Below are 24,493 nucleotides of genomic sequence, written 5' to 3'. Positions count from 1 at the left end.
AAAAAAGATAAAAATTCAGACTTTTTTTTCATTTTTGAAAAAGACGTACGTCTCTTCCTTCTTTTATAATAAAAAACATTAATTAATGATCTAACAATAAAAGGAGGGGACGATATGGGGAAAGATGGGAAAGGTCAGTCTTGGTATAGTCTAGGGATTATTTGGGCAGGCGCAATGATATGCATACCAAGCTTATTAGTAGGGAATACATTGATTTCTGGTATGGGTTTAACGAAGGCGTTAGCCGTGTCTTTGGTTGGATATGCAATTGTAGTAATCATCATGATTTTTCAAGGAATGCAAAGTAGTGATTTAGGAAAGCCAACCGTTCATGTCGCTGGACAAGTGTTTGGTAAAAAAGGATCACGGACGATTCTTTCTATTATTTTGGCGATTGCTTGCTTAGGCTGGTTTGGCATTCAAGCCAATGTTTGCGGGGTTGCGCTAGCTAATTTGTTAGCAGCGCATGATATGAATGTACCTATTCCATTAGCTTCTTTACTTAGTGGTTTAGTGATGGTGATTTCAGCTGTTTACGGCATCAAAGTGCTACGTGTCTTAAGTTATATTGCAGTCCCATTCTTAATTGTCATTTGTATACTAGGTCTAGTTCAAGCTTTATCTGGGGATAATCTACAGCTTATCTTGGACTACAAACCTAAAAATAGCATGAGTTTTTCGGATGGACTAGCTATAACGATTGGTTCATTTGCACTTGGGGCAGTAATCGCGGGTGATTATTCTCAATTTTCCAAAAAACGCTCTGATGTTTTTAAAGCAGCAACATTTGGGATTATTCCAGCTGGAGTATTGATGATTGGAGTAGGAGCAGTTTTAACAATTGCCTATCAAACAAGTGATATTACTGCTGTCTTTCTGAATATTGTCACTCCATTTATTGGTGGTATCGCTTTGATTTTAGCTACATGGAAAACCAATTTGGTGAATGCAATATCAGGAGGAATCGCCTTAATTAATGTTTTTAACATTTCGAAGGACAAAGAAAAAATGGCAATTGGCATAGCTGGAACGATTGGGACTTTACTTGCCGTGATCGGTATTTTAAATTACTTTACACCAATTATGTCGATTTTATCAGCGATGATTCCACCAGTTGCAGGCGTTATGATTGCCTCTTATTGGGTGATGAATAAAGGGGATAAAACAAGCTGGAAGGAAGTTGACGGTATAAATCGTTTAGGTGTTTTCTCGTGGCTAGTTGGTGCAGTGATTGCTAGTATTCCAGTTGTTTTATCGTTATTCCCTAGCATGCCACAATTACCGAATCAGCCTCTAATTGGTATTGTTATTTCATTTGTTATTTATTATTTCGGTTATCGTATATCAATGCAAAAGACTGTCATATTGGAGGAGAATAGATGAGATATTTAGATAAGGAAGCGATTGAACATATTGCGATTGGAGCCGCTTTTTTAGGAACAGGCGGAGGGGGGGACCCTTATATCGGGAAAATGATGGCTCTTTCTGCCATTGAAAAAAATGGACCAGTAAAATTGTATTCAGTTGATGAAATTGAAGATGAGGACTTTTTCATTCCAGCAGCTATGATGGGGGCACCTTCTGTTTTAGTTGAGAAATTTCCGCGGGGAGATGAGTTTGTTAAAGTTTTTCAAAAGCTAGCGAAGTATATTGGAAAAGAAAAGATTACAGGGACATATCCAATGGAAGCGGGCGGCGTGAATTCGATGATTCCAATAGTCGTAGCGGCACAATTGGATATCCCTCTCATTGACTGTGATGGCATGGGGCGTGCATTTCCAGAATTGCAAATGGTGACATTTAATTTAGATGGTATTTCTGCAACACCGATGGCTATTACAGATGAAAAAGGGAATATCGGAATTTTCGAAACGATTGATAATAAATGGACAGAACGCATTGCACGCTCAGCAACTGTTGAAATGGGTGCGAGCTCTTTAGTTAGTTTGTACCCAACGACAGGAGCTCAGATTAAACAGAGCGGAGTCCATCATATCATTACGCTTTCAGAAAAAATCGGTGAAATTATTGCTTCAAAAAGTAGAAATGTGAAAGATAAACTCGATGAATTGCTACAGCTAGTTTCTGGTTATGAATTATTTCAAGGTAAAATTGTCGATGTTATTCGAGAAACGAAGGGCGGATTTAACCTTGGAAAAATGAATCTGGAAGGTATGGAAGTCAATAAAAACGAAACTATGAAGGTCCATTTTCAAAATGAAAACCTTATTGCAGAAAAAAATGATCAAGTTGTAGCAATGACCCCTGATTTAATTTGTTTAGTAGATTATGAAACTTTATTGCCAGTGACAACGGAAAGCTTAAAATACGGTAAGCGTGTCCGAGTAATTGGATTGCCAGCTCATGAAAAATGGCGAACTGATAAAGGAATTGAAACAGCAGGTCCAAAATATTTTGGTTATGATTACGATTATGCTCCAATTGAGGAATTGGTTAAAAAGGTGGTAGCTGAACATGTATAAGATTGGACTTGATGTTGGTGGGACGAATACGGATGCTATTATTTTAGATGAAAATAGTAATCTCGTTCATAGTGTTAAATCGCCAACGAGTTTAGATATTAAAACAGGTATTGAAACAGCTTTACGAAACTTATTACGAGAATCGAATATTAATAAGACGAAAATTACGCATGCAATGTTAGGAACAACGCAATGTACAAATGCCATTGTAGAGCGTAAAAAATTAGCTAAAGTTGGTGTAATCCGTCTAGGATACCCTGCAACTGCCTCTGTACTTCCATATACTGCTTGGCCAAAAGATATGATTGAAAAACTATCGGGGAATTATGCCTTAGTCCATGGTGGTTATGAATACGATGGTCAACTTTTAGGTGAGCTTGATGAAGGTGAAATTCAAACGCTTCTAGAGGACTGGCGTGACAAAGTAAAATCTATAGCGATCGTTGGCGTCTTTTCTTCCATAAAAAATGATCAAGAGTTGAGGGTACGCAGTCTTATACAAGATGTTTATGGAGAAGATTTCCCTGTTTCCTGTTCGTCGTTGATTGGCTCGGTAGGTTTAATTGAACGTGAAAATGCAACTATTTTAAATGCGGCCTTATGCAAAGTAATTGAAACGACAACGACAGGCTTTGTTCATGCTTTAGAAGGAGAAGGGATTTTCAATGCCAAAGTCTATTTGTGCCAAAATGATGGAACATTAATGTCAATTGATTATGCTAAACATTTCCCGATTTTAACGATTGCATGTGGACCGACGAACAGCATACGTGGTGCTTCTTATTTAGCAAAAATCAAAGATACGATGGTTTTAGATGTTGGTGGAACGACCTCTGATATTGGAGTTTTACAGGATGGATTTCCAAGGGAATCTTCTGTAGCAGTAGAAGTAGGGGATATTCGCACAAATTTTAGAATGCCAGATATTATTTCCGTTGGGCTAGGTGGAGGCAGTATTGTCCGAGTAAATAACGGGGAAATTACAGTTGGACCAGATAGCGTTGGGTACAAAATTGCTGAAGAAGCACTTGTTTTTGGAGGGAATACTCTTACGACAACAGACATTGCTGTTCGTCTTGGGTTAGCTGATGTTGGTGATCGTCGTTTAGTAGCGCATATTGATGAAGCGTTTGCGAAAGAAGTTCAAGCGGAAATATCATCGTTAATTGAGCAAGCCATTGATAAAATGAAAACTTCATCAGAAGATGTTCAGCTTGTATTAGTTGGTGGAGGCAGTATTATTGTTCCAGATACTCTTCGAGGAGTTTCCAATATTGTTAAGTTTGAAAATGGGACTGTGGCAAATGCCATTGGTGCCTCTATTGCTCAAATTAGTGGCCAATATGAACAGATTTATATTTATTCTAAAGAGCCACGTGAAATTTCGCTGAAAGATGCTCAAGAAAAAGCAGTGAAACAAGCTGTATTAGCTGGAGCCCTTTCTGAGACGATTGAATTAGTGGAAGTAGAAGAAACACCCCTTGCGTATCACCCTGAAAATGCAACGAGATTAAAAGTTAAAGTAGTAGGTAAGATGGGTTAGATCTATCTTTCATCGCCTTGTTAGAAGGTTTTAATGACAACATTCTAAAGAATTAGGAAGTAACGACAAGGGACAAATTCTTGTCGTTACTTCCTTTTTAATCGCCCCCTCATTATGCTTACGAATTAACGGAAGGCAGATGTCGATAAAATTCAGAAGTTGGGTGATAAAACGCAAAAGTTAAGCGATAAAACTAAAAAGTTGGGCGATAAAACGTAAAAGTGTTCCGATAAAATTAAAAAGTTGGATGACATTTTGTTAAAACGTCTATCATGTCGATAAGTTGATTGGAGTGAAGACTTGACGCCCCCAGGAAAGCGCCCAGTCGGAACGGAAATCACCCACTTGCATTGCTGAAGAAGCATACTTTATTCAACTTAATTTCATGAAGGAAGAAGCTTGTATTTTAAGGGTTCTTCCTTTTTTTGCATTTAATGCTTGCGAACTTAAAAGTCATAGTGTACTATTTGACTAGTACACTATGACGCGAGGTGTTTATGTTGAAAAATTTTGCAGGGCTATTGAAAAAGGAATGGGTGCTTTATAGGGCATGGCTATTTGTTGGAATTTTTATAGGGGTCATGCTGTCAATGGTAGTTCCATATTTAATCATGCGGTTTAGTGATGAATTTACGATGGAAAAGCAGCTGCCATTTTTTTTCTCGATATTAGTACTTATGTTAGGTGGATTTTTTTCGGTATTACAATTCCTAGCTAGTATTCGTCATGACTTAAGGACCAAAGAGATATGGCTGCATTCAACTAGTTCCATTGCACAGCTTGTAGGTGTGAAAATCGTATTTTCCTTAATAGGATACGCTATCTTCAATTTTATCTTTGTGAGTGTAGCTATTTACAATGTCAAAGATGAAATTATAGGCAACTTCGCTCAAATACTTTTATGGCTGTTATTTTTTGTAGCAATTATTGTTATGCTCCAATTGATGATATTTGTGATAGTGATGCTATTTTTGACATTTTATTTCCAAATGAAATACTTTTTTGGTAGCTTTTCCATTGTTATCACTATGCTTGCCTTTTTCATCAGTATGGATTTATGGTTTAAATTTACAGATAGTAAATTATATGATAATATTTTCCATCATATAGGGATTCGTTTAACGGATCTAGAACGATTTTTCCCAAAGACACCAACAATGAAGCTAAGCTTAGGTACAATGTATGTTGTTGAGGAGGTAGCAACTATCATTTTTGTAGCCATCCTATTTTTCATAGCGACAAAGTGGCTTGAAAAGGTGGTTTTACGATGACAATCGACTTTTCACGTGATAAGCCCATATATAGTCAGCTCGTAGATCGGATATGTGGAGACATTTTGAAAGGGAAGCTAGTGCTTGGGGATCGACTTCCTTCGGTTCGAGAATATGCAGTGGAAACAGGTGTCAATGTAAATACTGTGCAGCGGGTGTATAAGGAGTTAGAAGCAATGAATATAACGGAAACCAAACGAGGTCAAGGTACATTTATTACAACCGATGAAGGGCGAATTGCTCTTTTACGGGAAGATATGAAAAATCAACTGGCAGATCATTTTTTAACTTCCATTGAAGCACTTGGATTTTCAAAGGAAGAGATGCTCGTTGTTTTACAAAATAAATCGTGAGGTGAAATAAATGCTACAGTTATCGAATGTTTCTTTTCGTTATATGAAAAAGCCTATTCTACAAGATGTGTCTTTTTCCTTTCCTATTGGACAAATCATTGGGCTTGTTGGAGAAAATGGTAGTGGCAAGTCGACACTATTAAAAGTGTTGGCAGGCTTATTACGTCCATCAAGTGGTGAAGTATTGCTAAATGGAACGCCTGTTACACGCAGAAGTGCTGATAAAATTGCTTATTTACCAGATATTGATTTATTTTTTGATTTTTACACAGGTGAGCAGCTTTTTCAGCATTATGCTTCTCAATTCGAAGATTTTTCGTATGATAAGGCATGTATTGTTGCGGAGTTTTTACAGGTTGATAAAAATGTGAAGCTACGGCAATTATCAAAGGGGAATCGTGGTCGAATGAAAATGGCCGCAACTCTTGGGCGAGAAGTACCCTTTTATTTAATGGATGAGCCATTTTCAGGTCTTGATCCAATTGTTCGTGAGCAGCTCATAAAAGGGTTAATTCAATTTACAGATATTGAACACCAGACCATATTATTATCAACACATGAGTTATATGAGGTAGAGCCTATTTTAGATCAAATCATTTTATTGCAAAATGGTTCGATCATTGCACATGAGGAAGTAGAAACGATTCGAGATGTGTCGAATAAGGATGCTGTGCAATGGATGAAGGCGTATTATAAGAAAGGGTGAAATTAATGACAACACAACCAATTGTTCAATTGCAAAATATATCAAAAACCATTGGTGGTAAGCAATTGATTCAGCAATTAAATATCGATTTATATCCAGGTCAAATTACTGGATTTTTAGGACCGAATGGTGCAGGGAAAACGACGACAATTCGTATGATGACAGGGCTTATGCATCCAACTGAGGGCAATGTCATTATTGACGGTCTTTCCTTACAGGACAATTATGAGGAAGCGATTAGTAAGGTCGGCGTAATTGTAGAAAATCCGGAAATGTATAAATTTATGACGGGCTATAAAAACTTACTGCACTTTGCACGTATGCATAAAAACGTTACAAAAGAGCGTATTGAAGAGGTCGTTAAACAAGTCGGTCTTGAGAATCGCATTCATGAAAAGGTTTCGACGTATTCGCTAGGGATGCGTCAACGATTAGGACTTGCACAGGCGCTACTTCATCGACCAAAATTTTTAATTTTAGATGAACCAACGAATGGTCTAGACCCAGCAGGTATCCGCGAGTTTCGTATGTATTTGCGTAAGATTGCGGCGGATGATGGCGTATCTGTATTTGTCTCCAGTCATTTATTATCCGAAATTGAGTTAATGTGTGATCGAGTAGCTGTCATACAAAATGGCAAACTCATCGATATTCGTGATATCAATAATGAAGTTTCTTCGTTTTATTATATTGAAGCTACACCAAATGATCAGGCTGCAGCACTTCTACAAAAGCTTGATTACAACTTTGTGACGGAAAATAACGGTTATGTAGTGGAAATAAAGAAAGAGGATATACCGAAACTCATTTCGCAATTTGTTAATGAAGAAATTCAAATATTTGCCGTTCAACCGCATCAAAAAACGTTAGAGGATCAATTCCTAGAAATGACAGGAGGTGGCCAAATTGCTGAAGCTAATTCAAAATGAATGGATGAAATTATGGCATAAAAAAGGAACTTGGGTAATGGTCGCGCTACTAATCCTCTTTATTATTGGTCCTGGTATTATGATGAAATACTATGAAACAAAAACGACAGAGGATATAGCGTGGCAGGAAAGTGAACAGAAGGCTATTAATAATTATAAAGAGATGATAAAAGATGACGGTTTATCGGCAGAGGATAAAAAACGCTTCGAGGAGCAAATTGCTATTTCTGAGTATCGATTAGCAAAAGATGTGCCGTCTCAAGAAGATCTAAGCGTAGCAAGCTTTATGTCATTTTCAGGTGGCATGCTGACTTTAATTACATTATTTACGGTTATTACTGCAGCAAGTATTGTATCTAGTGAATTCTCTACTGGTACGATTAAAATGCTATTAACGCGTCCGGTTTCACGAGCAAAAATATTAACTTCAAAATTACTTACAACTTTCATATTTGGACTCTTATTGTTTGTTGTCAATGTAGTAGTAAGTGCTCTTGTTGGACTGATACTATTTGGTGGTGCAACTGGTGTAGAGTTAGAAATCGTCAATGGTCAGGTTGTTGAAAAAGCCGTGTGGAATGATTTAGCATACCACTATTTACTTTCTGGTGGAAACTTTGTCATGTCAATATTGTTTGCTTTCTTAGTGGGCTCAGTTTTCCGTTCAAGCTCTTTAGCGATTGGCTTAACGATGTTCTTATCTTTTACAGGTGGAATGATTGTGATGTTCTTAAGCAGATTTGAAATCGTTAAATATATTTGGATTACACATTCGGATTTAACACAGTATGAAAGTGGTCAATTTATAGTAGATGGTATGACAATGCCATTCTCACTCACAATTCTTGCGATTTACGCTGTAATTTTCCTTGTGATCAGCTATATGTCCTTTATGAAACGCGATGTCACAGCATAACTAAAAGAATTATGAACTGCAGCCCAATTGGTTAAAGAGAAGCTTCCAATTGGGCTGCAGTTTGTTACAATGCGTAGACTATATACATCCTTGTAAATAAGATCATGTTTATTGCCATGCGATGACTTCATTGAATTTAAAAAATTAGGGACCTCATTTCAAAAATAGTGTTTATTTTTTGTACGAGTGGTAATATAATTGATAGCAACAACTTAATGAAAACGCTTTTTTTTCTATTAAGTGGTCTAGACAACTATACCAAAGGGGGATGAATAATGTTAGCTTTCTTACAAAAAATCGGTAAGTCGTTAATGTTTCCAATCGCTACATTACCAGCAGCTGCAATACTGTTACGCTTAGGCTCTGACGACATGCTTGGTGCAGTGTCAAATGACGTTATTAAGCATATTGCAAGTATTATGGCAGCATCTGGTGATGCGATTTTGGGTAATTTACCTATTATATTTGCGATCGGTATCGCGATGGGCCTAGCACATGATAATAGTGGTGGTGCAGCATTAGCGGGCGCCATTGCACAGCTAGTGTTAGTCGCGGTGTTAAAATCTGTAAATGCAGAACTGAATATGGGTGTATTTGGTGGTATTCTTTCAGGTATTACAGCAGGCTTACTTTATAACAAGTTTTATAATGTGAAATTCCCAGAATGGCTATCGTTCTTTGGAGGACGACGTTTTGTACCCATTATAACGTCCCTTACTATGACGATTTTAGCTGGTACTATTTTAGCTGTTGTGTGGGGACCTATCCAAGGTGGAATCGATGCGGTAGGGAACTGGTTAATCGATGCAGGAGCACTTGGTGTTGGAATGTATGGTTTCTTAAATCGGCTATTAATTCCAGTCGGTCTACATCATGTTATTAATACGATAATTTGGTTTGACTTTGGTGAATTTACAAATGCTGCAGGCGAGCTTGTCAAAGGAGATATTCATCGTTTTTTAGCAGGAGACCCAACAGCAGGACATTTCCAAGCAGGTTTCTTCCCAATTATGATGTTTGGATTACCAGCAGCGTGTCTTGCGATGTACTTTGCAGCGAAAAAGAAAAATCGTGCAGTAGTCGGTGGTATGTTCGTCTCCATCGGTTTGACAGCATTTTTAACAGGTGTAACAGAGCCTATTGAATTTACATTTATGTTCTTATCTCCAGTACTTTATGGGATCCATGCAGTCTTAACAGGTATTTCGCTTGCCGTTGCCTATTTGATTGGATTCCGTGATGGTTTCGCTTTTTCCGCAGGTTTAATTGACTATCTTTTAAACTTTGGTTTAGCAGATAGTCCATGGCTATTACTTCCTTTGGGATTAGGTTTCGGAGCTATTTACTTTGTCGTTTTCTATTTCTTAATCAAAAAACTAGACTTAAAAACACCAGGTCGTGAAGACGAAGATGAAGAAGGGGCAGATGTTGCTTCAGCTGTTTCAGATGATTTAGATGTACGTGCTTTCCATACAATTGAAGCATTAGGTGGACAAGAAAATATTAAGCAAGTCGATTACTGTACAACACGTCTTCGTATGACTGTAGGTGATGCGAATCAGGTGGATGAAAAAACATTAAAACAAGCGGGTGCACGTGGTGTTATGCGTATTAGTAAGACAAATGTACAAGTGATTATCGGTACATCCGTAGAGTTTTTGGCAGAAGCCATGAAAGATCGCCTGAAAAGGGGGAATCCAGCTCCTACAAATGTAGATTTACAAAAAGAAGTGCCTGTTGAAGAAGAAATAACAGCAGAAGGAACAATTCCTTCTAATGATTTTGAAATGCCAATTACAGGAGATCTAATTCCGTTATCTGACGTGCCAGATGAAGCGTTCTCATCAGGTATAATGGGACCTGGTTTTGGCATTCATCCACAGAGTGGTACAGTTCATGCGCCATTTGATGGACAAGTAGTGATGATTTTTCCAACGAAGCATGCGATCGGCTTAAAATCTGATACAGGTGTGGAAATATTAATTCATGTCGGTTTAGATACGGTCACTCTAAATGGTGAAGGTTTTGAAGCGATGGTTACAGAGGGTCAATTAATTCAACGTGGTGATACTTTATTGAAAGTTGATTTTGAAAGTATTAAAGACAAAGTACCGTCTATCGTCACACCAGTTGTTTTCACAAGTTTAATGGGACAAGAAATAATACTTGAAAAAACTGGTTTCCAACGAGCAGGCTCTCATAATATTATTTCGATGAAGAAGTAACAAACAAGAGATGCTGTCTAAAAAGGTCCATCTAAAAATGAAGATGCATTAATAGTAAATCCGCTATACTTTCTGTGGGAAAGCATGAGTCACATCTTTATCCCACAGGAAGCTATGCGGATATTATCGCTATCTAAAAATATTAGCATTGATAAGATTGCTTCAAATATACTATTTTTAGTTTTAGGACAGTATCTTCTATCAATCCTAGGAGATGTTTTTAATGAATTTATTAATCCGTAACATCACAGTCGTCAATGCAAATGGACGAAAGGAATGTGTCGACGTTTTCATAAAGGATGGGAAAATTGCACTGATTGCGCAAAGAATTAACGCAGATCATGTGCAACTATTAGATGGTACAGGGAAATTTTTAGTCCCTGGTTATATCGATATGCATATTCATGGCTCTGCTCAAATGGACACGATGGATGCATCGAATGAAGGTCTTCATACGATGGCGAAATCACTTGCCAAAGAAGGTACAACAGGCTTTTTAGCAACGACTATGACACAAAGCTATCAAAATATTGAACGTGCCATTGAAAATATTGCGCAGTTTACTTCAAATCCAGATGAGGCAGAACTTCTAGGTATTCATGTAGAAGGTCCTTTTATATCAAAAAAGCGTGTAGGTGCACAGCCGCTTGAACATGTTGTACCACCTGATTTCGCTGTTTTTACAAAGTGGCAAAACATGAGTGCCAATAAAATTAAAGAAATTACAATGGCGCCAGAAGAACCAAATGGATTTGAGGTAGTTCAAGCAATTGCAGAAAGCGGTGTGGTTGTATCAATTGGTCATTCTGATGCAACATTTGAACAAATGAAAGAAGCGGTTCAGCATGGTGCAACACAAGGCACGCATTTATACAACCAAATGCGCCCATTCCATCATCGAGATCCAGGTGTTGTCGGTGGCGTATTATTATTAGAGGAAATTAAGGCAGAAATCATTGTTGATTTTATTCATATGCACAAGGATGCCGTGGATATGGCATATCGTTTAAAAGGAGCAGATGGTATTATTTTAATTACCGATGCGATGCGAGCAAAAGGAATGCCATATGGAGATTATGACTTAGGTGGTCAAATGGTTCACGTCTCCGAAAGTGGAGCTCATTTATCAAATGGAGCTCTTGCTGGTAGTGTATTGAAGATGGACCAAGCTGTACGGAATATGCAACTCATCACGAACTGCACGTTAGAAGAACTAGTTAAAATGTCGAGCTACAATGCAGCAAAACAACTAAAATTGGCAAACAAAGGACAAATCGAACAAGGATTTGATGCGGATGTTGTAATTCTGGATGAACATTTAATGTTGCAACAAACAATTAAGGCTGGCAAGGTAATCTACGAAGCCTAAGAAGTCGTATGCTAGTTATTAGGATTAAAAAATAAATAAGGGGGAATAGAAATTGAGACTGGAACGCTTTGCTTCAAAAGAAGATTTATACGCTCGTGCAGTAGACATTATCGTGAATGCTAAAAATGAGGGTGCTACAACGTTCGGTCTAGCTACAGGTGGTACAATGGAACCGTTATATAGTAAAATTTGTGAGACTAATATCGATTTCACTAATTGTATTAGCTTTAATCTAGATGAATACGTTGGACTAAGTGCTAAACATGAACAAAGTTACGCATATTATATGTACAAACATTTATTTCACAACAAACCATTTAAAGAATCCTATTTACCGAATGGTTTAGCTGATCATCCTACAGAGGAAGCGGCGCGCTATGAATCATTATTACAGCAGCTTCCATTAGATTTTCAATTACTTGGTATTGGACAAAATGGTCATATCGGTTTCAATGAACCAGGAACATCTTTTGATTCGTTGACACATCTTGTAACGCTTGAAGAATCAACACGTCAAGCAAATGCACGCTTCTTTGATTCGATTGATGAAGTTCCAACCCAAGCATTTACGATGGGGATTCAATCCATAATGCGCGCTAAGTGCATTTTGTTAATCGCAGTTGGAGAAGCAAAACGTGATGTATTAGAACGTGTGCTTGCATCTGAATATACAGAAGATGTACCAGCAAGTGTATTAACAAAACATCCAAATGTTATCATTTTAACAGATTTACAAAAAGAGGAGAATGAACAATGAAAACAAAACAATTTACAGTAGTAGACCCACAAGGAATTCACGCACGTCCAGCTAGCCAGCTTGTAGCAGCAGCAACACCATTTGCTTCTTCTATAGAATTGCAGACAGAACAAAGAACGGCAAATTTAAAATCTATTTTAGGCGTTATGGGATTAGCCCTAAAACAAGGTTCAACATTTACACTACAAGTAGAGGGGGAGGATGAAGAACAAGCGTTTACTGCATTAACGAATTTAATTTCAGAAACGGGGCTAGCACAATGATACAACTCAAAGGTATTGCCGCATCTGACGGCATTGCCATTGCGAAAGCATATCGTTTAGTTCAACCGGATTTAACGTTTACGAAAATAACTATTCAGGATATTGATGCAGAGCAACAACGTTTAGCGGCAGCGCTCGAAAAAACAGAAGAAGAGTTAGCCGCAATTCAACAGCTAACGCATGAAAAGTTAGGCGCGGAAGAGGCAGCAATTTTCGGTGCACATTTACTTGTCGTAAAAGATCCAGAATTAATTGGACCTATCAAACAAAAAATTGCTGATGAAGCGGTGAATGCAGAATATGCATTGAGTGAAGTTTCAACGATGTTTGTATCATTATTTGAAGGTATGGACGACGAATATATGAGTGAGCGTGCTGCAGATATTAAAGATGTATCAAACCGCATTTTAGCACATTTACTCGGTGTACATATTCCAAATCCAAGTAAGATTAGTGAACAGGTGATTGTTGTAGCAAATGATTTAACACCTTCTGAGACAGCACAATTGGACCGTAACTTTGTGCTTGGCTTCACAACGGATATTGGTGGTCGTACATCTCACTCTGCCATTATGGCACGTTCACTTGAAATTCCTGCCGTTGTAGGGACAGGTACAGCAACGACGTCCATTCAAGATGGTGATTTATTAATCGTGGATGGTTTAACCGGTGATGTACTTGTGAACCCAGCAGAAGACGTTGTTGCAACCTATAGAAAAAAAGCGGAAAACTTTACTGCTCAACAAGTAGAATGGGCAACATTACTAAATGAAAAAACGATTTCCAAAGATGGAGTTCAAGTTGAACTAGCTGCAAACATTGGGTCACCAAATGATTTAGAAGGTGTACTTCGTCACGGTGGTGAAGGAATCGGTTTATATCGTACAGAATTTTTATATATGGGACGAGAAAACTTACCGTCAGAAGACGAACAATTTACAGCGTATAAAATGGTATTAGAAGGAATGAAAGGGAAAGCGGTTGTCATCCGTACACTTGATATTGGTGGAGATAAAAATTTACCCTATTTACCACTCCAAGATGAAATGAATCCGTTTCTCGGCCATCGTGCGATTCGTTTATGTCTAGATCATCAAGACATTTTCCGCACACAATTGCGCGCATTATTACGTGCATCCAATTATGGTAACCTAAAAATTATGTTCCCTATGATTGCAACATTGCAAGAATTCCGTGACGCGAAAGGGATTCTTTTAGAAGAAAAGGAAAACCTACTTGCAAAAGGCGTAGCTGTTAGCGAACAGATTGAAATCGGCATTATGGTTGAAATTCCTTCGACGGCAGTGATGGCAGATATTTTTGCGAAAGAAGTGGACTTCTTCTCGATTGGTACGAATGATTTAATCCAATATACGATGGCAGCGGATCGTATGAACGAAAAAGTATCTTATTTATATCAACCTTATAATCCGGCTATTTTACGTTTGGTTAAAATAGTCATTGATGCAGCACACAAAGAAAAGAAATGGGCCGGTATGTGTGGTGAAATGGCAGGTGACGAATATGCTGTACCACTATTACTTGGTTTAGGTCTAGATGAATTTTCAATGAGTGCAACATCCATTTTAAAAACACGTTCCTTAATTAAAAATTTATCTATAGCGGATATGCAAGCATTAGTAACAGAAGCGTTACAATTAGCAACATCCGATGAAGTGTTAGATAAAGTAAAGCAAGCTGTTAACTAATTATATAAAAGCCATGAGACAACATAATAGTAGTTGAAGATACAAGAAATTGGGAATCTTCAACTGCTTTTTTAATTGTACAATTTCAAGTAAATGTTTTGGGATGAACAGTCGCCAGTTTTTAGAAAAGGTTTCAAGATGTAAATAGAATTCGATATAATGAATGAAAAACTAGAAAGGCCTATTTATGGAAACAGAATGGTTACGAACTTTTATTGTTGCTGCGAAAACAGAGAATTTTCGTGAGACGGCAGAACAACGCTTTATTACACAATCAACAGTTTCTAAGCATATTCGACACCTAGAAAAATACCTACAAACAACACTTTTTGATAGACAGGGGAAGCATGTGAAATTAAATCATATTGGTGCTCACTTCCTTCAACACGCAGAGAAAATGATGGCAATGATTGATGAAGGATTACAAAATACTGTATCCTTCTTGAATGGTTATACGTCCCAGTTAACGATTGGTGTCGCACCGCAAATTGCCAATTCTACATTGCCAGTGATCATTCATACATTTCAGCAGCAAAAACCTTCCATTCAAATAATGATCGAACTGTTAAAGTCCAATGAAATTGGGGAAGCGGTATATGCTGGCGTAGTAGATATCGGTTTATCAAAATTGACATCAACGCGTGATCTTCACACAGTTCTTCTCGCACAGGAACCACTACAATTGATTGCTCCGATATCAAAAAAGGCGATAGATGCACGGACTCTTTTACAGCAGGAAACTATTTTAACTTCTTTCAGCGGGTGTCCAAACATCCGCTGAAATATTTTCATGACCTTAAGTACTAAAAAAAGATAAATAGTGGACTGAGAAATTGTTTGAATGAAACGTTTTTAATTGTTTATAATATTCTTTAATTTCTTATACAAAGTTGGTGTAATTGGAAAATGATAGTGTTAATCGTAGATGATGAAGAAAAGATTACAGAGGTATTGGCATCTTATTTTGAAAATAACGGAGATCATACATATATTGCACATACAGGAGAATCCGCAATCCAAGTGATAGATCAAGTACCTCTTGATATGATTATTTTAGATTTAATGTTGCCGGATATGGCTGGAGAAGACATTTGCCAATATGTAAAATCAAATTACGATATTCCTGTGATTATGCTTACAGCAAAAATCTCTATTGATGATAAGGTAATTGGATTTGAAATGGGTGCAGATGACTATGTAGTTAAACCATTTCATCCTAAAGAAATATTAATAAGAGCTGAAAGGTTGTTACCTAGTTCACATAAAAAACAAATTATTATTTTAGGACAGTTGGAATTCCATAAAGATGAGAGAAAAGTATTTGTAAATCATCAAAGTATTCAGCTCACGCCACATGAATTTAGCATTTTACTATTACTGGCTGAAAATCCTAAAAAGGTTTTTAGCAGGGATGATATCATTCAAAAAATATATAGTTTTGATTTGAACATAAATCCACGTATTGTGGATCAACATATTAAAAATATTCGTAAAAAAATGAAGGAAGAGTACATCCAGACTGTTTTTGGTTTGGGATACAAAATAAATGAAAAGGTTATAAATCAATGAAATTTCATATAAAAATTGCCTTAATTATAGCTATCTTTTCTACAAGCATACTTTTATTCATCACAGGGATATTACTTTATAAAGGTCATGAACATTTGATGATGCTTCATATTACAGATTCTAAAGAATTAATTCACCACTTTGACATGGCATTAAGGGAAACGGCAATGTGGTCATTAGGCCTTTTGCTTATTTTTATACTAATTTCTAGTTTGTTAATTGCAAAAACATTAACGAAACCTATCCAAGAACTGAATCACTTTGCGTTAAGACTAGTGCGTGGAGACCGTCACTTAAAGATAAGCTATACCATTAATGATCAAATTGGTCAATTAGGTAGATCATTGATGAAACTAGATGAAACGTTAAACGCTTATGAACTCCGTCGTAAAGAAATGACACAGGATCTTGCCCATGAAATTCGTAATCCATTAGCCTCAATAAAAAGCTATTTGAGTGCATTTGAAGATGGAATTTGGACAGCTACTCCAGATCGTTTGAAAGCATGTGTTGAGGAAATTGATAGGCTAATTCTTCTTGTTGGAGAATTAGATACATTAAATGATATTAGTAATCCTACATTTAAGGTCATCATGAAAGAGCAATCGATTGCTAATGTAATCGAAAAGTCTGTTATTGCGTTGGCAAGTGAATTACTTGAAAAAGAAATACAGGTAGAATTGGATTTAGACAAAACAATCAATGCAAAGGTAGATGTCTTGAGATTGAATCAAATTCTACACAATATTATAAAAAATGCTATGTATCATGTTCAAAAAGATGGCATGATATTAATCAAATTATTTAAAGAAAGTGACGATTATATAATTCTTATACATGATAATGGAATTGGTATGGATGAAGAAATAAGTAAAAAAATCTTTGAACGAAATTACCGAGTGGAAAATCGATATACTGGCAATGGTATTGGTATGACAATTACCAAAAAACTAGTGGAAGCACATAACGGTACAATTTCCGTCAAAAGTGAGAAAAATATCGGAACAACATTTTGTATACAAATGCCGTTTTCTACATAATTCCTACACAACTGTTCTATATACTTAAGGTGAAAGGAATGGTTGACATGAGGAAAATAGCATTAGCAGCAGGTATTATTGCGAGTTTGGGCATACTTGGGGCTTGTAGCCAAGGAAATAGTAACGATATGAAGGATATGGATCATTCCTCTATGAAGATGGAAGGAATGGATCACACTTCACAAGATATGAAAGACATGGACCATGACAAGATGAAGGGACATGAGAGTCATAGCAATGTCGTAAGTTTAAACAATTCGACAGGAGTAAATGAAGTGAAAATCCCTGCTGAACTTAAACGTAATAATAAGAATGAAGTTGTATACACAGTTAGGGCACAAAAAGGAAAAACAGAAATATTCGATGGTGTTCAAACAAATACGTATGGGTATAACGGATCGTTTCTCGGACCGATGATTCGTCTTGAAAAAGGTGAAACCGTAAAGATTAGAACTATCAATGAACTTGATGAGGATACAACTTTTCATTGGCATGGATTAGAGGTGTCAGGGGAAAAAGATGGTGGTCCACAAAGCATTCTTAAACCAGACGAAGAAAATACCCTCGAATTTAAAGTGAATCAGGAAGCGGCGACGCTATGGTTCCATCCTCATCCACATGGGAAAACAGCTGAACAGGTATATAACGGGTTGGCAGGCTTGGTTTATATTGAAGATGAACATTCAAAAAGTCTTGGATTGCCAAATGATTATGGGAAGAACGATTTCCCCTTGATTTTCCAAGATAGAATATTTGATGATAAGAAGCAATTGAATTATAGCGCTACAATGAACACAGACGGAACGATTGGAGATACATTGTTAATTAATGGAACGCTCAATCCTAAATTGACTGTAAACAAAGAGAAAGTGCGTCTTCGTTTATTAAATGGGTCAAATGCGAGAAATTATACCTTTAAATTGAGTACTGGGGATTCCTTTCTTCAAATCGCAACAGATGGTGGTTTCTTGAATGAACCGGTTTCTTTAAAAGAGATTACACTAACGCCATCCGAAAGGGCAGAAATCGTAGTTGACTTTTCAAAAATTAAGGATGTTAATGACCTAGCTTTAATAAATGAGGATGGATCTGTCCTTTTACCATTTGTAGTTACTGATCAAAGTGGAGAAACGAGTATGGTACCTAAAAAATTGAATGATCTTTCATTAGAAGATAAAGAAATGGATCTACCTGTCACAAAAAAAGTGGAACTCTTTGGAATGATGGACATGGTCACGATAAACGGAAAGAAATTTGATCCGGAAAGAATTGATTTTACCCAAAAACAAGGGGTTACCGAGGTATGGGAAATTTATAATAAACCGGATATGATGGGCGGCATGATTCATCCGTTCCATATTCATGGAGCACAATTTAAAGTACTCTCTCGTGATGAGACAAAGCCACCTGAAAATGAACAAGGATGGAAGGACACTATCTCCGTAAAACCAGATGAGACAGTAAAAATAGCTGTACAATTTAAACATAAGGGCGTCTACATGTTCCATTGTCATATTTTAGAGCATGAGGATAATGGAATGATGGGTCAAATTAAGGTGGAGTAATGCTTAATTGTAGTTAAAAAATTTTTTGATTAAAATCCTGTGTTAATTTTTAATACGGGATTTTTCTTTTATGTTCTTGTGAATGATAATAGTGAATAGCTATTTTTTAACGAGCGGATATTGAGGCGTTTTAAGCAGTTTGTCATCTGATATACAAGAAGCAGTAAATAACTAGAGGTACTAAATCTGTAATCTTACTTTAATAAAAAATAGAAGGTGTTTATAGATGTATAGTTTAATGTCAAAAATAAGCCAAGCCATTAGTGGACCGAGTACAGTTTTTTTGAATTCTTATGAACATTCCCCATTCATAATTGCGATTCTTCTTGGATTAATAGGCGCTTTAGCACCTTGTCAATTAACAGGGAATATGAGTGCTATCACTTTTTATGGAAATCGTACAGTGCAAATGAAAAACAATTGGCAAGAAATTGTATTTTTTATACTAGGGAAAGTCGTCGTATTTAGTTTAATAGGTTTCTTCGCTTGGTTATTCGATCAGTCCTTTGAAACTGAGATGACTAAGTATTTCCCTATTTTTCGTAAAGCGATTGGTCCAATCATGCTCATAACAGGACTCGTGCTAATTGGAATTTTAAAATTGAAATTTCTAAATCGAATTCCTAAGTATATTCCGTCTGTTTTAAAAGAGGTGAAATTGGGCTCCTTTCTGATGGGTGCTAGTTTTTCCATAGCCTTTTGTCCTACGATGTTTGTGCTATTTTTCGTATGGTTAATGCCAACAGTCGCAACCTCTTCGTATGGGGTAGTTTTGCCTGCCATTTTTGGTATAGCAACCTCTGTACCACTACTAGTGATGCTGGGACTTATTCATTTATTTGACGCAAAAAGATTCATTATGCGTACAAGCATGAAAATGGGACGAGTGATTCAAATTGTAGCGGGTGTTATTCTGATTTTTATAGGCGTTACGGATACGATTACATACTGGGGATTGTATTAAAGAGAGGAAGAAGCAAGAAAGGGAAGGGTAGTTTATTCAAACATAATAGCAATATCTACTTTCAATATTTCGAATCCCACCGTTTAATTAAACCACCTCTTACCGATCGTACACAGGAGAATAGCGGAATTTTTTGATTTCAATATTCGTAACGTGCTTTTATGTATAATAGAGCAGACAATACTAAAATTTTTTTTAAATATATACAGAAAGAGTGAAAAAAATGATTGGTGCAACATTATTATTTATCCTCGCAGGAATTGGCGAAATAGGGGGCGGCTATTTAATTTGGCTTTGGTTAAGAGAAGGTAAACCATTTTATTGGGGAGTTATAGGCGGGATTGTGTTGGCTTTATATGGAGTTGTCGCTACTTTTCAGTCCTTCCCAAGCTTTGGAAGAGTCTACGCAGCCTATGGAGGTGTCTTTATTGTCCTTTCCATTTTGTGGGGCTGGGGAATCGACGGAGAAAAACCAGACATCTTGGATTGGGTTGGAGCTGGCATTTGTTTGATTGGTATTTTGGTGATTTTAATACCTCGTTCATGATAGGTAGAATGTTACATTTGTGATGATGACCGACATTACGAAATATAGTCGGGAATTTTAAACAAATTATAAAGAAAAAACGCTTGGATATTTTCCAAGCGTTTTTACGTGCCACGTTATTCGTCAATGATTTCTGCGATTTCATGTGTAAAAGATGTTATTTTTTTATTGCAACAAAGCGTAATCGGCAATAATCAGCAATCCATTGATGATCCTGATAAAGCTTTGGCTTTAATAATTCTTCGCATTTGTCATAAATTTGTTCTTTTTCAGTTTCTGATAAATGCTGAAGCATATTATTACTGAACATCACTAGCCAATTATGCAGCCCATCCTCGCCTTGAAGCGGTGTTGGGCGCTCATATAGTGTTATCATTTCAACTGTAAATCCTACATCTTCTAATTTCGACTGATATTCTTCTAAAGTAGGAAAATACCACGGGAAATATTCCTCAATATAAGAAAGTTTTAATTCCTCCATACTTTTTTCAAGTGCCCAAACAATTGAAGAAATATTACCGTGTCCACCCATTTCAGCGACGAAACGACCACCTTGTTTCAGTGCGCTGTAAATGTTTTGAATGACTTTATCCTGCTGTTTCATCCAATGTAATGCAGCATTTGAAAAGACTGCATCGAATTGTTTTGTCATATGAAGTACGGTAGCATCCATTGTGTGAAAAGTAATGTCTGGGTATTTTTGCTGTGCACCGATAATCATGTCATTGGATGCATCTATCCCTTGAACATGGGCACCAAGAGCAGCAATTTCATGGACTAAATCACCTGTACCACAGCCGACATCTAAAATACTTTCCTTTTTTTGTGGTGCAAGCAAATCCACTAAGCTCCCTCCAAATTTTGAAACAAAGTCATGCTTTTGATCATATAAACTGGCATTCCATATTGTTGTCATTGTCCCTCATCTCCTTTGTTTCAGCATAACAGAGAGCTTAATTGAACAAAAATGCGTAAAATTATCAGTTTTGATTCCGAATTGGAATATAGGAGGGATAAAATCTGTAATAATGCGATACTGCTTCTGACTAATATCCATTGACTCAATCGGCTCATTGAAAGCCCTGCCGGAATGTAAATCAACCTCACGTTATGTTGATAAGCCAATATTGCTTTTGTTTTGTTACTTCGCACACTTTATTGTGTTACCAAAATATTGTTGTTTTTTTGTCAACATTTTTAGATATTTAGACACCATTTGTCAACACGAATAATATGATATAAAAAAATAAAGGGTGTGGTTGAGTGAATTGGTTAATCATTTTGGCTTTTACTTTTTCATCCAGTATTGATAATTTTGGTGTCGGACTTTCTTACGGGATTCGAAAGATAAATGTTAGATTTGATAAAAATATTTTAATCTCGGTCATTTGTTTTCTTATGAGTATGGGAGGCATTTCATTTGGTGTATGGATGTCAAAAATTCTTCCTGGTATACTTCCCGTGGTCATCGGTGCGTTATTACTATTTATAATCGGTATTCGGATTATTCTTTTGGCTAAACCGCGGAAACAAGAAACTTCAATAGTGGATAGTAACAATGAAAAGCAGTCCAATAATAATGTTCAAGATATTTTAAGAAATCCCGAGGAAGCTCAATTCAATAAGTCTGGGGAAATTGGATGGGGAGAAGCTGTACTTCTCGGCATTGCCTTATCGGCGAATGCACTTACGAATGGGGTAGGTGCAGGTTTACTCGGCCTTTCGCCGCTTGTCATCTCGATACTTGCTGCAATTGGGAGTTTTATTACGGTTTGGTTAGGTGTCAATTTAGGAAGTAAAGTAGCGGATGTTCGGATCGGCACATTTACTGTAGGGCAATTTGGAACAATTATTAGTGGAGTAATGTTATTAATAATTGCTTTTGCAGCTTTCTTTTAACTTCTTTCAACGACGCAATTATATCGAGTCGTAAATGTTTTATATGTTGACAAAATGTCAACGTAATTATACACTTCTTGAGAATGATAATTTAACTTCTTTTAGCAAGCGTTCTGGTAGCGAAAGCGAAGCGTCAGCTACAGATGTTTTTTGTAACGTAAGTGAAACGGCAGTTACAGATGTTTTTTGTAACGTAAGCGAAACGTCAGCTACAGATGTTTTTTGTAACGTAAGTGAAACGGCAGTTACAGAAGTTTCCAACCTTTATAGGTGGAGAGCTGAAAGAAGTTAAAGCCTCCGGCGGATGTCAAGGAATCGGCTTTGTGCAAGCACAAAGCCGATCGAGGCATAATTGATTTGTTAAACAACGGCTTTAAGTCATGTTAGTCACTGTAAGAAGGGAGAATCGAAAATGGCTGAACAGAGAAACAGTAATACACTTGGTTTATTGCTGAGAGAGTTATTGAAAGAACGTTCATTATCTATGCGGAAGTTTAGTGAACTCACTGGAATCGATACAGCTACGATCTCACGGATAATAAATGATAAGAGAAAAGCGACACCACAACATTTAGAAAAATTTGCTGACTGCCTTGAAGTTCCTTTAATCAATCTTTTTGAAGCAGCAGGATACCCGATTGAACAGAAACAAGAAGAATCAGATGCAGATTCAGACATTCATACGTCTGTTGATGCAATACAAGCTCTTCTTAAATCTTCAAATGTTTACGATGATCAATTTTCGGTATCAAATGTTGAACAGAAACTAGAAAGCTATGGATTATATGCGCAAACAGAAGAAGGTAAAAATACGATTCTTAAGGATTTTGATGAAAAAATTAAGAGTGTAGGAAGCATAGGTCCATTTATAAGCCAATTAAAAGAGCTATATGAGAAATTCACATCGGGAAAAGGAACACTTTTTGAACTAACCTTAATTGGAAGTACATTATTATATTTTATTATTCCAGTAGATGTTATACCGGATTATTTATTTCCTATTGGTTATTTAGACGATGCAATAGCTGTACAACTTACTACAAAGGCATTACTAAAAAACATAACTTAGATTTTACTTCTTTCAGCTAATGTCTTTTGTAGCGTAAGTGAAACGGCAGTTAAAGTTTCCCACCTCTATAGGTGGAGAGCTGAAAGAAGTTAAAGCCTCCGGCGGGTGTCACGGAATCGGAAAGGAGTACTTAAAGGTTGTTAGCCTAAAATCATCGCATCCATGCGATAACGGCTAACTGACCTGCATCGGTAAAAACGCCACGTCCTGTGGCATAACCGAAATGATCGACATCGTGTCAGCCTAAGCACAAAGCCGATTCCGGACGCAATTATGCCGAGGCATAATTGATATGATAGGTGGATTGATTTATGAAAAGAAGCAAAAAGAGCCGTAAATGGCTAAGAAACTTGTTCTTAGCATTCGCATTAGTAATCGTAGCAGGGATTATTTATGGAGTTTATCAATACAATAGTGGATTGGCTATGGCAGACGATGGTCCTTATAAAGATGACGGAAAGACGTTTGATCCATTCGAAGGTGCAGATGTGCAATTTGGTCAGATTAATGTGCTATTAATAGGAAGTGACGCTAGAGACGAGGATGGTAGATCGGATTCTTTAATGATTGCACACTATGATCAAACGACAAATGATGTAAAACTGATTTCTATTATGAGGGATACGTATGTCGACATCCCAGATTACGGAATGAATAAAATAAATGCTGCTTTTGCTTTTGGGGGACCTGAACTTGTAAGGAAAACAATTCAGCAAAATTTTGATATAGATGTTAATTACTACGCTGTCGTGGATTTTAAAGGATTCCCTAAAATTATAGATCTTTTAGCACCCGATGGGATTAAGGTTGATATTCCTTATGAAATGTCCCATGGAATTGGTATGACATTACATCCTGGGGAACAAGTTTTACATGGTAATGAGTTATTAGGCTATGTACGATTCCGCCACGATCGTTTAAGTGATTTTGGGCGAGTGGAACGCCAGCAAGAGGTTTTGGGTAAGGTTAAAGAACAAATCGGTGTTTCAAGTTTAATGAATTTACCAAAAATACTTGGGGTTGCAGATTCATACTTTGATACGAATGTTGATAATAAAACAATCCTTACAATCGGAAAAGGGATAATAAATGGGAAATCTAAAGGTATGGACACTTTACGAATTCCTGTTGCAAATGCTTATGAAGACAAACGAGCAGATGTAGGTGACGTCTTGGATATTGACTTAGATAAAAACAAACAGGCATTAGAAGAGTTTTTATCATCAAAGGACAATGAAAAAAATGACTAAGATAGACGACGTTTCATCTTAAGAAACAAGGGCATCAAGCAATACACAATAAAATTAGAGTATGTT

The 24,493-nt window shown here is 36.8% G+C and carries 23 protein-coding genes; 22 read left to right on the top strand and 1 reads right to left on the bottom strand.

Going from position 1 to position 24,493, the window contains the following annotated elements; genetic code table 11:
- Positions 1–114 precede the first annotated feature (114 nt).
- The 19 genes from ACQKOF_RS15545 (at position 115) to ACQKOF_RS15455 (ending at position 20,209) form a co-directional block, all read left to right on the top strand.
- The gene (locus ACQKOF_RS15545; protein ID WP_427558756.1) at positions 115–1,383 is read left to right on the top strand and encodes a cytosine permease; all 1,269 of its coding nucleotides are present in this window, start codon (positions 115–117) and stop codon (positions 1,381–1,383) included.
- Entirely contained in the window at positions 1,380–2,483 is a 1,104-nt protein-coding gene (locus ACQKOF_RS15540; protein ID WP_427558753.1) for a DUF917 domain-containing protein, read from the top strand. Before ACQKOF_RS15545 ends, ACQKOF_RS15540 begins: the two co-directional genes overlap by 4 nt.
- Positions 2,476–4,026, top strand: a complete 1,551-nt coding sequence (locus ACQKOF_RS15535) for a hydantoinase/oxoprolinase N-terminal domain-containing protein (RefSeq protein ID WP_427558750.1) — start codon at positions 2,476–2,478, stop codon at positions 4,024–4,026. Before ACQKOF_RS15540 ends, ACQKOF_RS15535 begins: the two co-directional genes overlap by 8 nt.
- A gap of 497 nt (positions 4,027–4,523) precedes the next feature.
- A complete protein-coding gene (locus tag ACQKOF_RS15530) occupies positions 4,524–5,297 on the top strand; it encodes a hypothetical protein (RefSeq protein WP_427558748.1) in 774 nt (257 codons plus the stop codon).
- On the top strand, positions 5,294–5,650 hold the full coding sequence (locus ACQKOF_RS15525; protein WP_370044796.1) for a GntR family transcriptional regulator: 357 nt from the start codon (positions 5,294–5,296) through the stop codon (positions 5,648–5,650). The genes ACQKOF_RS15530 and ACQKOF_RS15525 overlap by 4 nt, the downstream gene beginning before the upstream one ends.
- 10 nt (positions 5,651–5,660) lie before the next feature.
- Entirely contained in the window at positions 5,661–6,356 is a 696-nt protein-coding gene (locus ACQKOF_RS15520; protein ID WP_427558744.1) for an ATP-binding cassette domain-containing protein, read from the top strand.
- 5 nt (positions 6,357–6,361) lie between these two features.
- Positions 6,362–7,285, top strand: coding sequence for an ABC transporter ATP-binding protein (locus ACQKOF_RS15515; protein WP_427558741.1), 924 nt, complete (start codon positions 6,362–6,364; stop codon positions 7,283–7,285).
- Complete coding sequence (locus ACQKOF_RS15510) at positions 7,263–8,201, top strand: ABC transporter permease (protein ID WP_427558738.1); 939 nt, start codon at positions 7,263–7,265, stop codon at positions 8,199–8,201. Before ACQKOF_RS15515 ends, ACQKOF_RS15510 begins: the two co-directional genes overlap by 23 nt.
- 275 nt (positions 8,202–8,476) lie before the next feature.
- The gene (gene nagE / locus ACQKOF_RS15505; RefSeq protein ID WP_427558735.1) at positions 8,477–10,426 is read left to right on the top strand and encodes an N-acetylglucosamine-specific PTS transporter subunit IIBC; all 1,950 of its coding nucleotides are present in this window, start codon (positions 8,477–8,479) and stop codon (positions 10,424–10,426) included.
- Between the two features lie 223 nt (positions 10,427–10,649).
- Entirely contained in the window at positions 10,650–11,795 is a 1,146-nt protein-coding gene (gene nagA, locus ACQKOF_RS15500) for an N-acetylglucosamine-6-phosphate deacetylase (protein WP_427558732.1), read from the top strand.
- Between the two features lie 52 nt (positions 11,796–11,847).
- Positions 11,848–12,552 carry a glucosamine-6-phosphate deaminase gene (locus ACQKOF_RS15495; protein WP_427558729.1) on the top strand — a complete coding sequence of 235 codons (705 nt, stop codon included), beginning with the start codon at positions 11,848–11,850 and terminating at the stop codon, positions 12,550–12,552.
- Entirely contained in the window at positions 12,549–12,815 is a 267-nt protein-coding gene (locus ACQKOF_RS15490) for an HPr family phosphocarrier protein (RefSeq protein ID WP_370044783.1), read from the top strand. The genes ACQKOF_RS15495 and ACQKOF_RS15490 overlap by 4 nt, the downstream gene beginning before the upstream one ends.
- Entirely contained in the window at positions 12,812–14,524 is a 1,713-nt protein-coding gene (gene ptsP, locus ACQKOF_RS15485; protein WP_427558727.1) for a phosphoenolpyruvate--protein phosphotransferase, read from the top strand. The genes ACQKOF_RS15490 and ptsP overlap by 4 nt, the downstream gene beginning before the upstream one ends.
- A 187-nt stretch (positions 14,525–14,711) precedes the next feature.
- Entirely contained in the window at positions 14,712–15,305 is a 594-nt protein-coding gene (locus ACQKOF_RS15480) for a LysR family transcriptional regulator (RefSeq protein ID WP_427558724.1), read from the top strand.
- 125 nt (positions 15,306–15,430) lie between these two features.
- Entirely contained in the window at positions 15,431–16,093 is a 663-nt protein-coding gene (locus ACQKOF_RS15475) for a response regulator transcription factor (RefSeq protein WP_427558721.1), read from the top strand.
- Positions 16,090–17,133, top strand: a complete 1,044-nt coding sequence (locus ACQKOF_RS15470; protein WP_427558719.1) for a sensor histidine kinase — start codon at positions 16,090–16,092, stop codon at positions 17,131–17,133. Before ACQKOF_RS15475 ends, ACQKOF_RS15470 begins: the two co-directional genes overlap by 4 nt.
- 47 nt (positions 17,134–17,180) lie before the next feature.
- Entirely contained in the window at positions 17,181–18,698 is a 1,518-nt protein-coding gene (locus tag ACQKOF_RS15465; protein WP_427558716.1) for a multicopper oxidase family protein, read from the top strand.
- Between the two features lie 226 nt (positions 18,699–18,924).
- The gene (locus tag ACQKOF_RS15460; RefSeq protein ID WP_427558713.1) at positions 18,925–19,662 is read left to right on the top strand and encodes a sulfite exporter TauE/SafE family protein; all 738 of its coding nucleotides are present in this window, start codon (positions 18,925–18,927) and stop codon (positions 19,660–19,662) included.
- Between the two features lie 223 nt (positions 19,663–19,885).
- Positions 19,886–20,209, top strand: a complete 324-nt coding sequence (locus ACQKOF_RS15455; protein WP_427558710.1) for a YnfA family protein — start codon at positions 19,886–19,888, stop codon at positions 20,207–20,209.
- A 157-nt stretch (positions 20,210–20,366) separates the two neighbouring features.
- Here ACQKOF_RS15455 and ACQKOF_RS15450 read toward each other — a convergent pair whose 3' ends face one another.
- On the bottom strand, positions 20,367–21,125 hold the full coding sequence (locus ACQKOF_RS15450) for a class I SAM-dependent methyltransferase (protein WP_427558707.1): 759 nt from the start codon (positions 21,123–21,125) through the stop codon (positions 20,367–20,369).
- A 347-nt stretch (positions 21,126–21,472) separates the two neighbouring features.
- On the opposite strand from ACQKOF_RS15450, the gene ytaF reads away from it, so the two are divergent.
- The 3 genes from ytaF (at position 21,473) to ACQKOF_RS15435 (ending at position 24,427) form a co-directional block, all read left to right on the top strand.
- The gene (gene ytaF / locus ACQKOF_RS15445) at positions 21,473–22,108 is read left to right on the top strand and encodes a sporulation membrane protein YtaF (RefSeq protein WP_427558704.1); all 636 of its coding nucleotides are present in this window, start codon (positions 21,473–21,475) and stop codon (positions 22,106–22,108) included.
- 412 nt (positions 22,109–22,520) lie between these two features.
- Positions 22,521–23,177 carry a DUF1232 domain-containing protein gene (locus ACQKOF_RS15440; RefSeq protein WP_427558702.1) on the top strand — a complete coding sequence of 219 codons (657 nt, stop codon included), beginning with the start codon at positions 22,521–22,523 and terminating at the stop codon, positions 23,175–23,177.
- A gap of 311 nt (positions 23,178–23,488) precedes the next feature.
- Positions 23,489–24,427: an LCP family protein gene (locus ACQKOF_RS15435; RefSeq protein ID WP_427558699.1), complete on the top strand. Its 939-nt coding sequence runs from the start codon at positions 23,489–23,491 to the stop codon at positions 24,425–24,427.
- Positions 24,428–24,493 lie beyond the last annotated feature (66 nt).

This window comes from Lysinibacillus sp. NPDC093190, from assembly GCF_050280425.1.
GTDB lineage: Bacteria > Bacillota > Bacilli > Bacillales_A > Planococcaceae > Lysinibacillus.
This window is presented reverse-complemented; position numbering and strand designations above follow the sequence as displayed.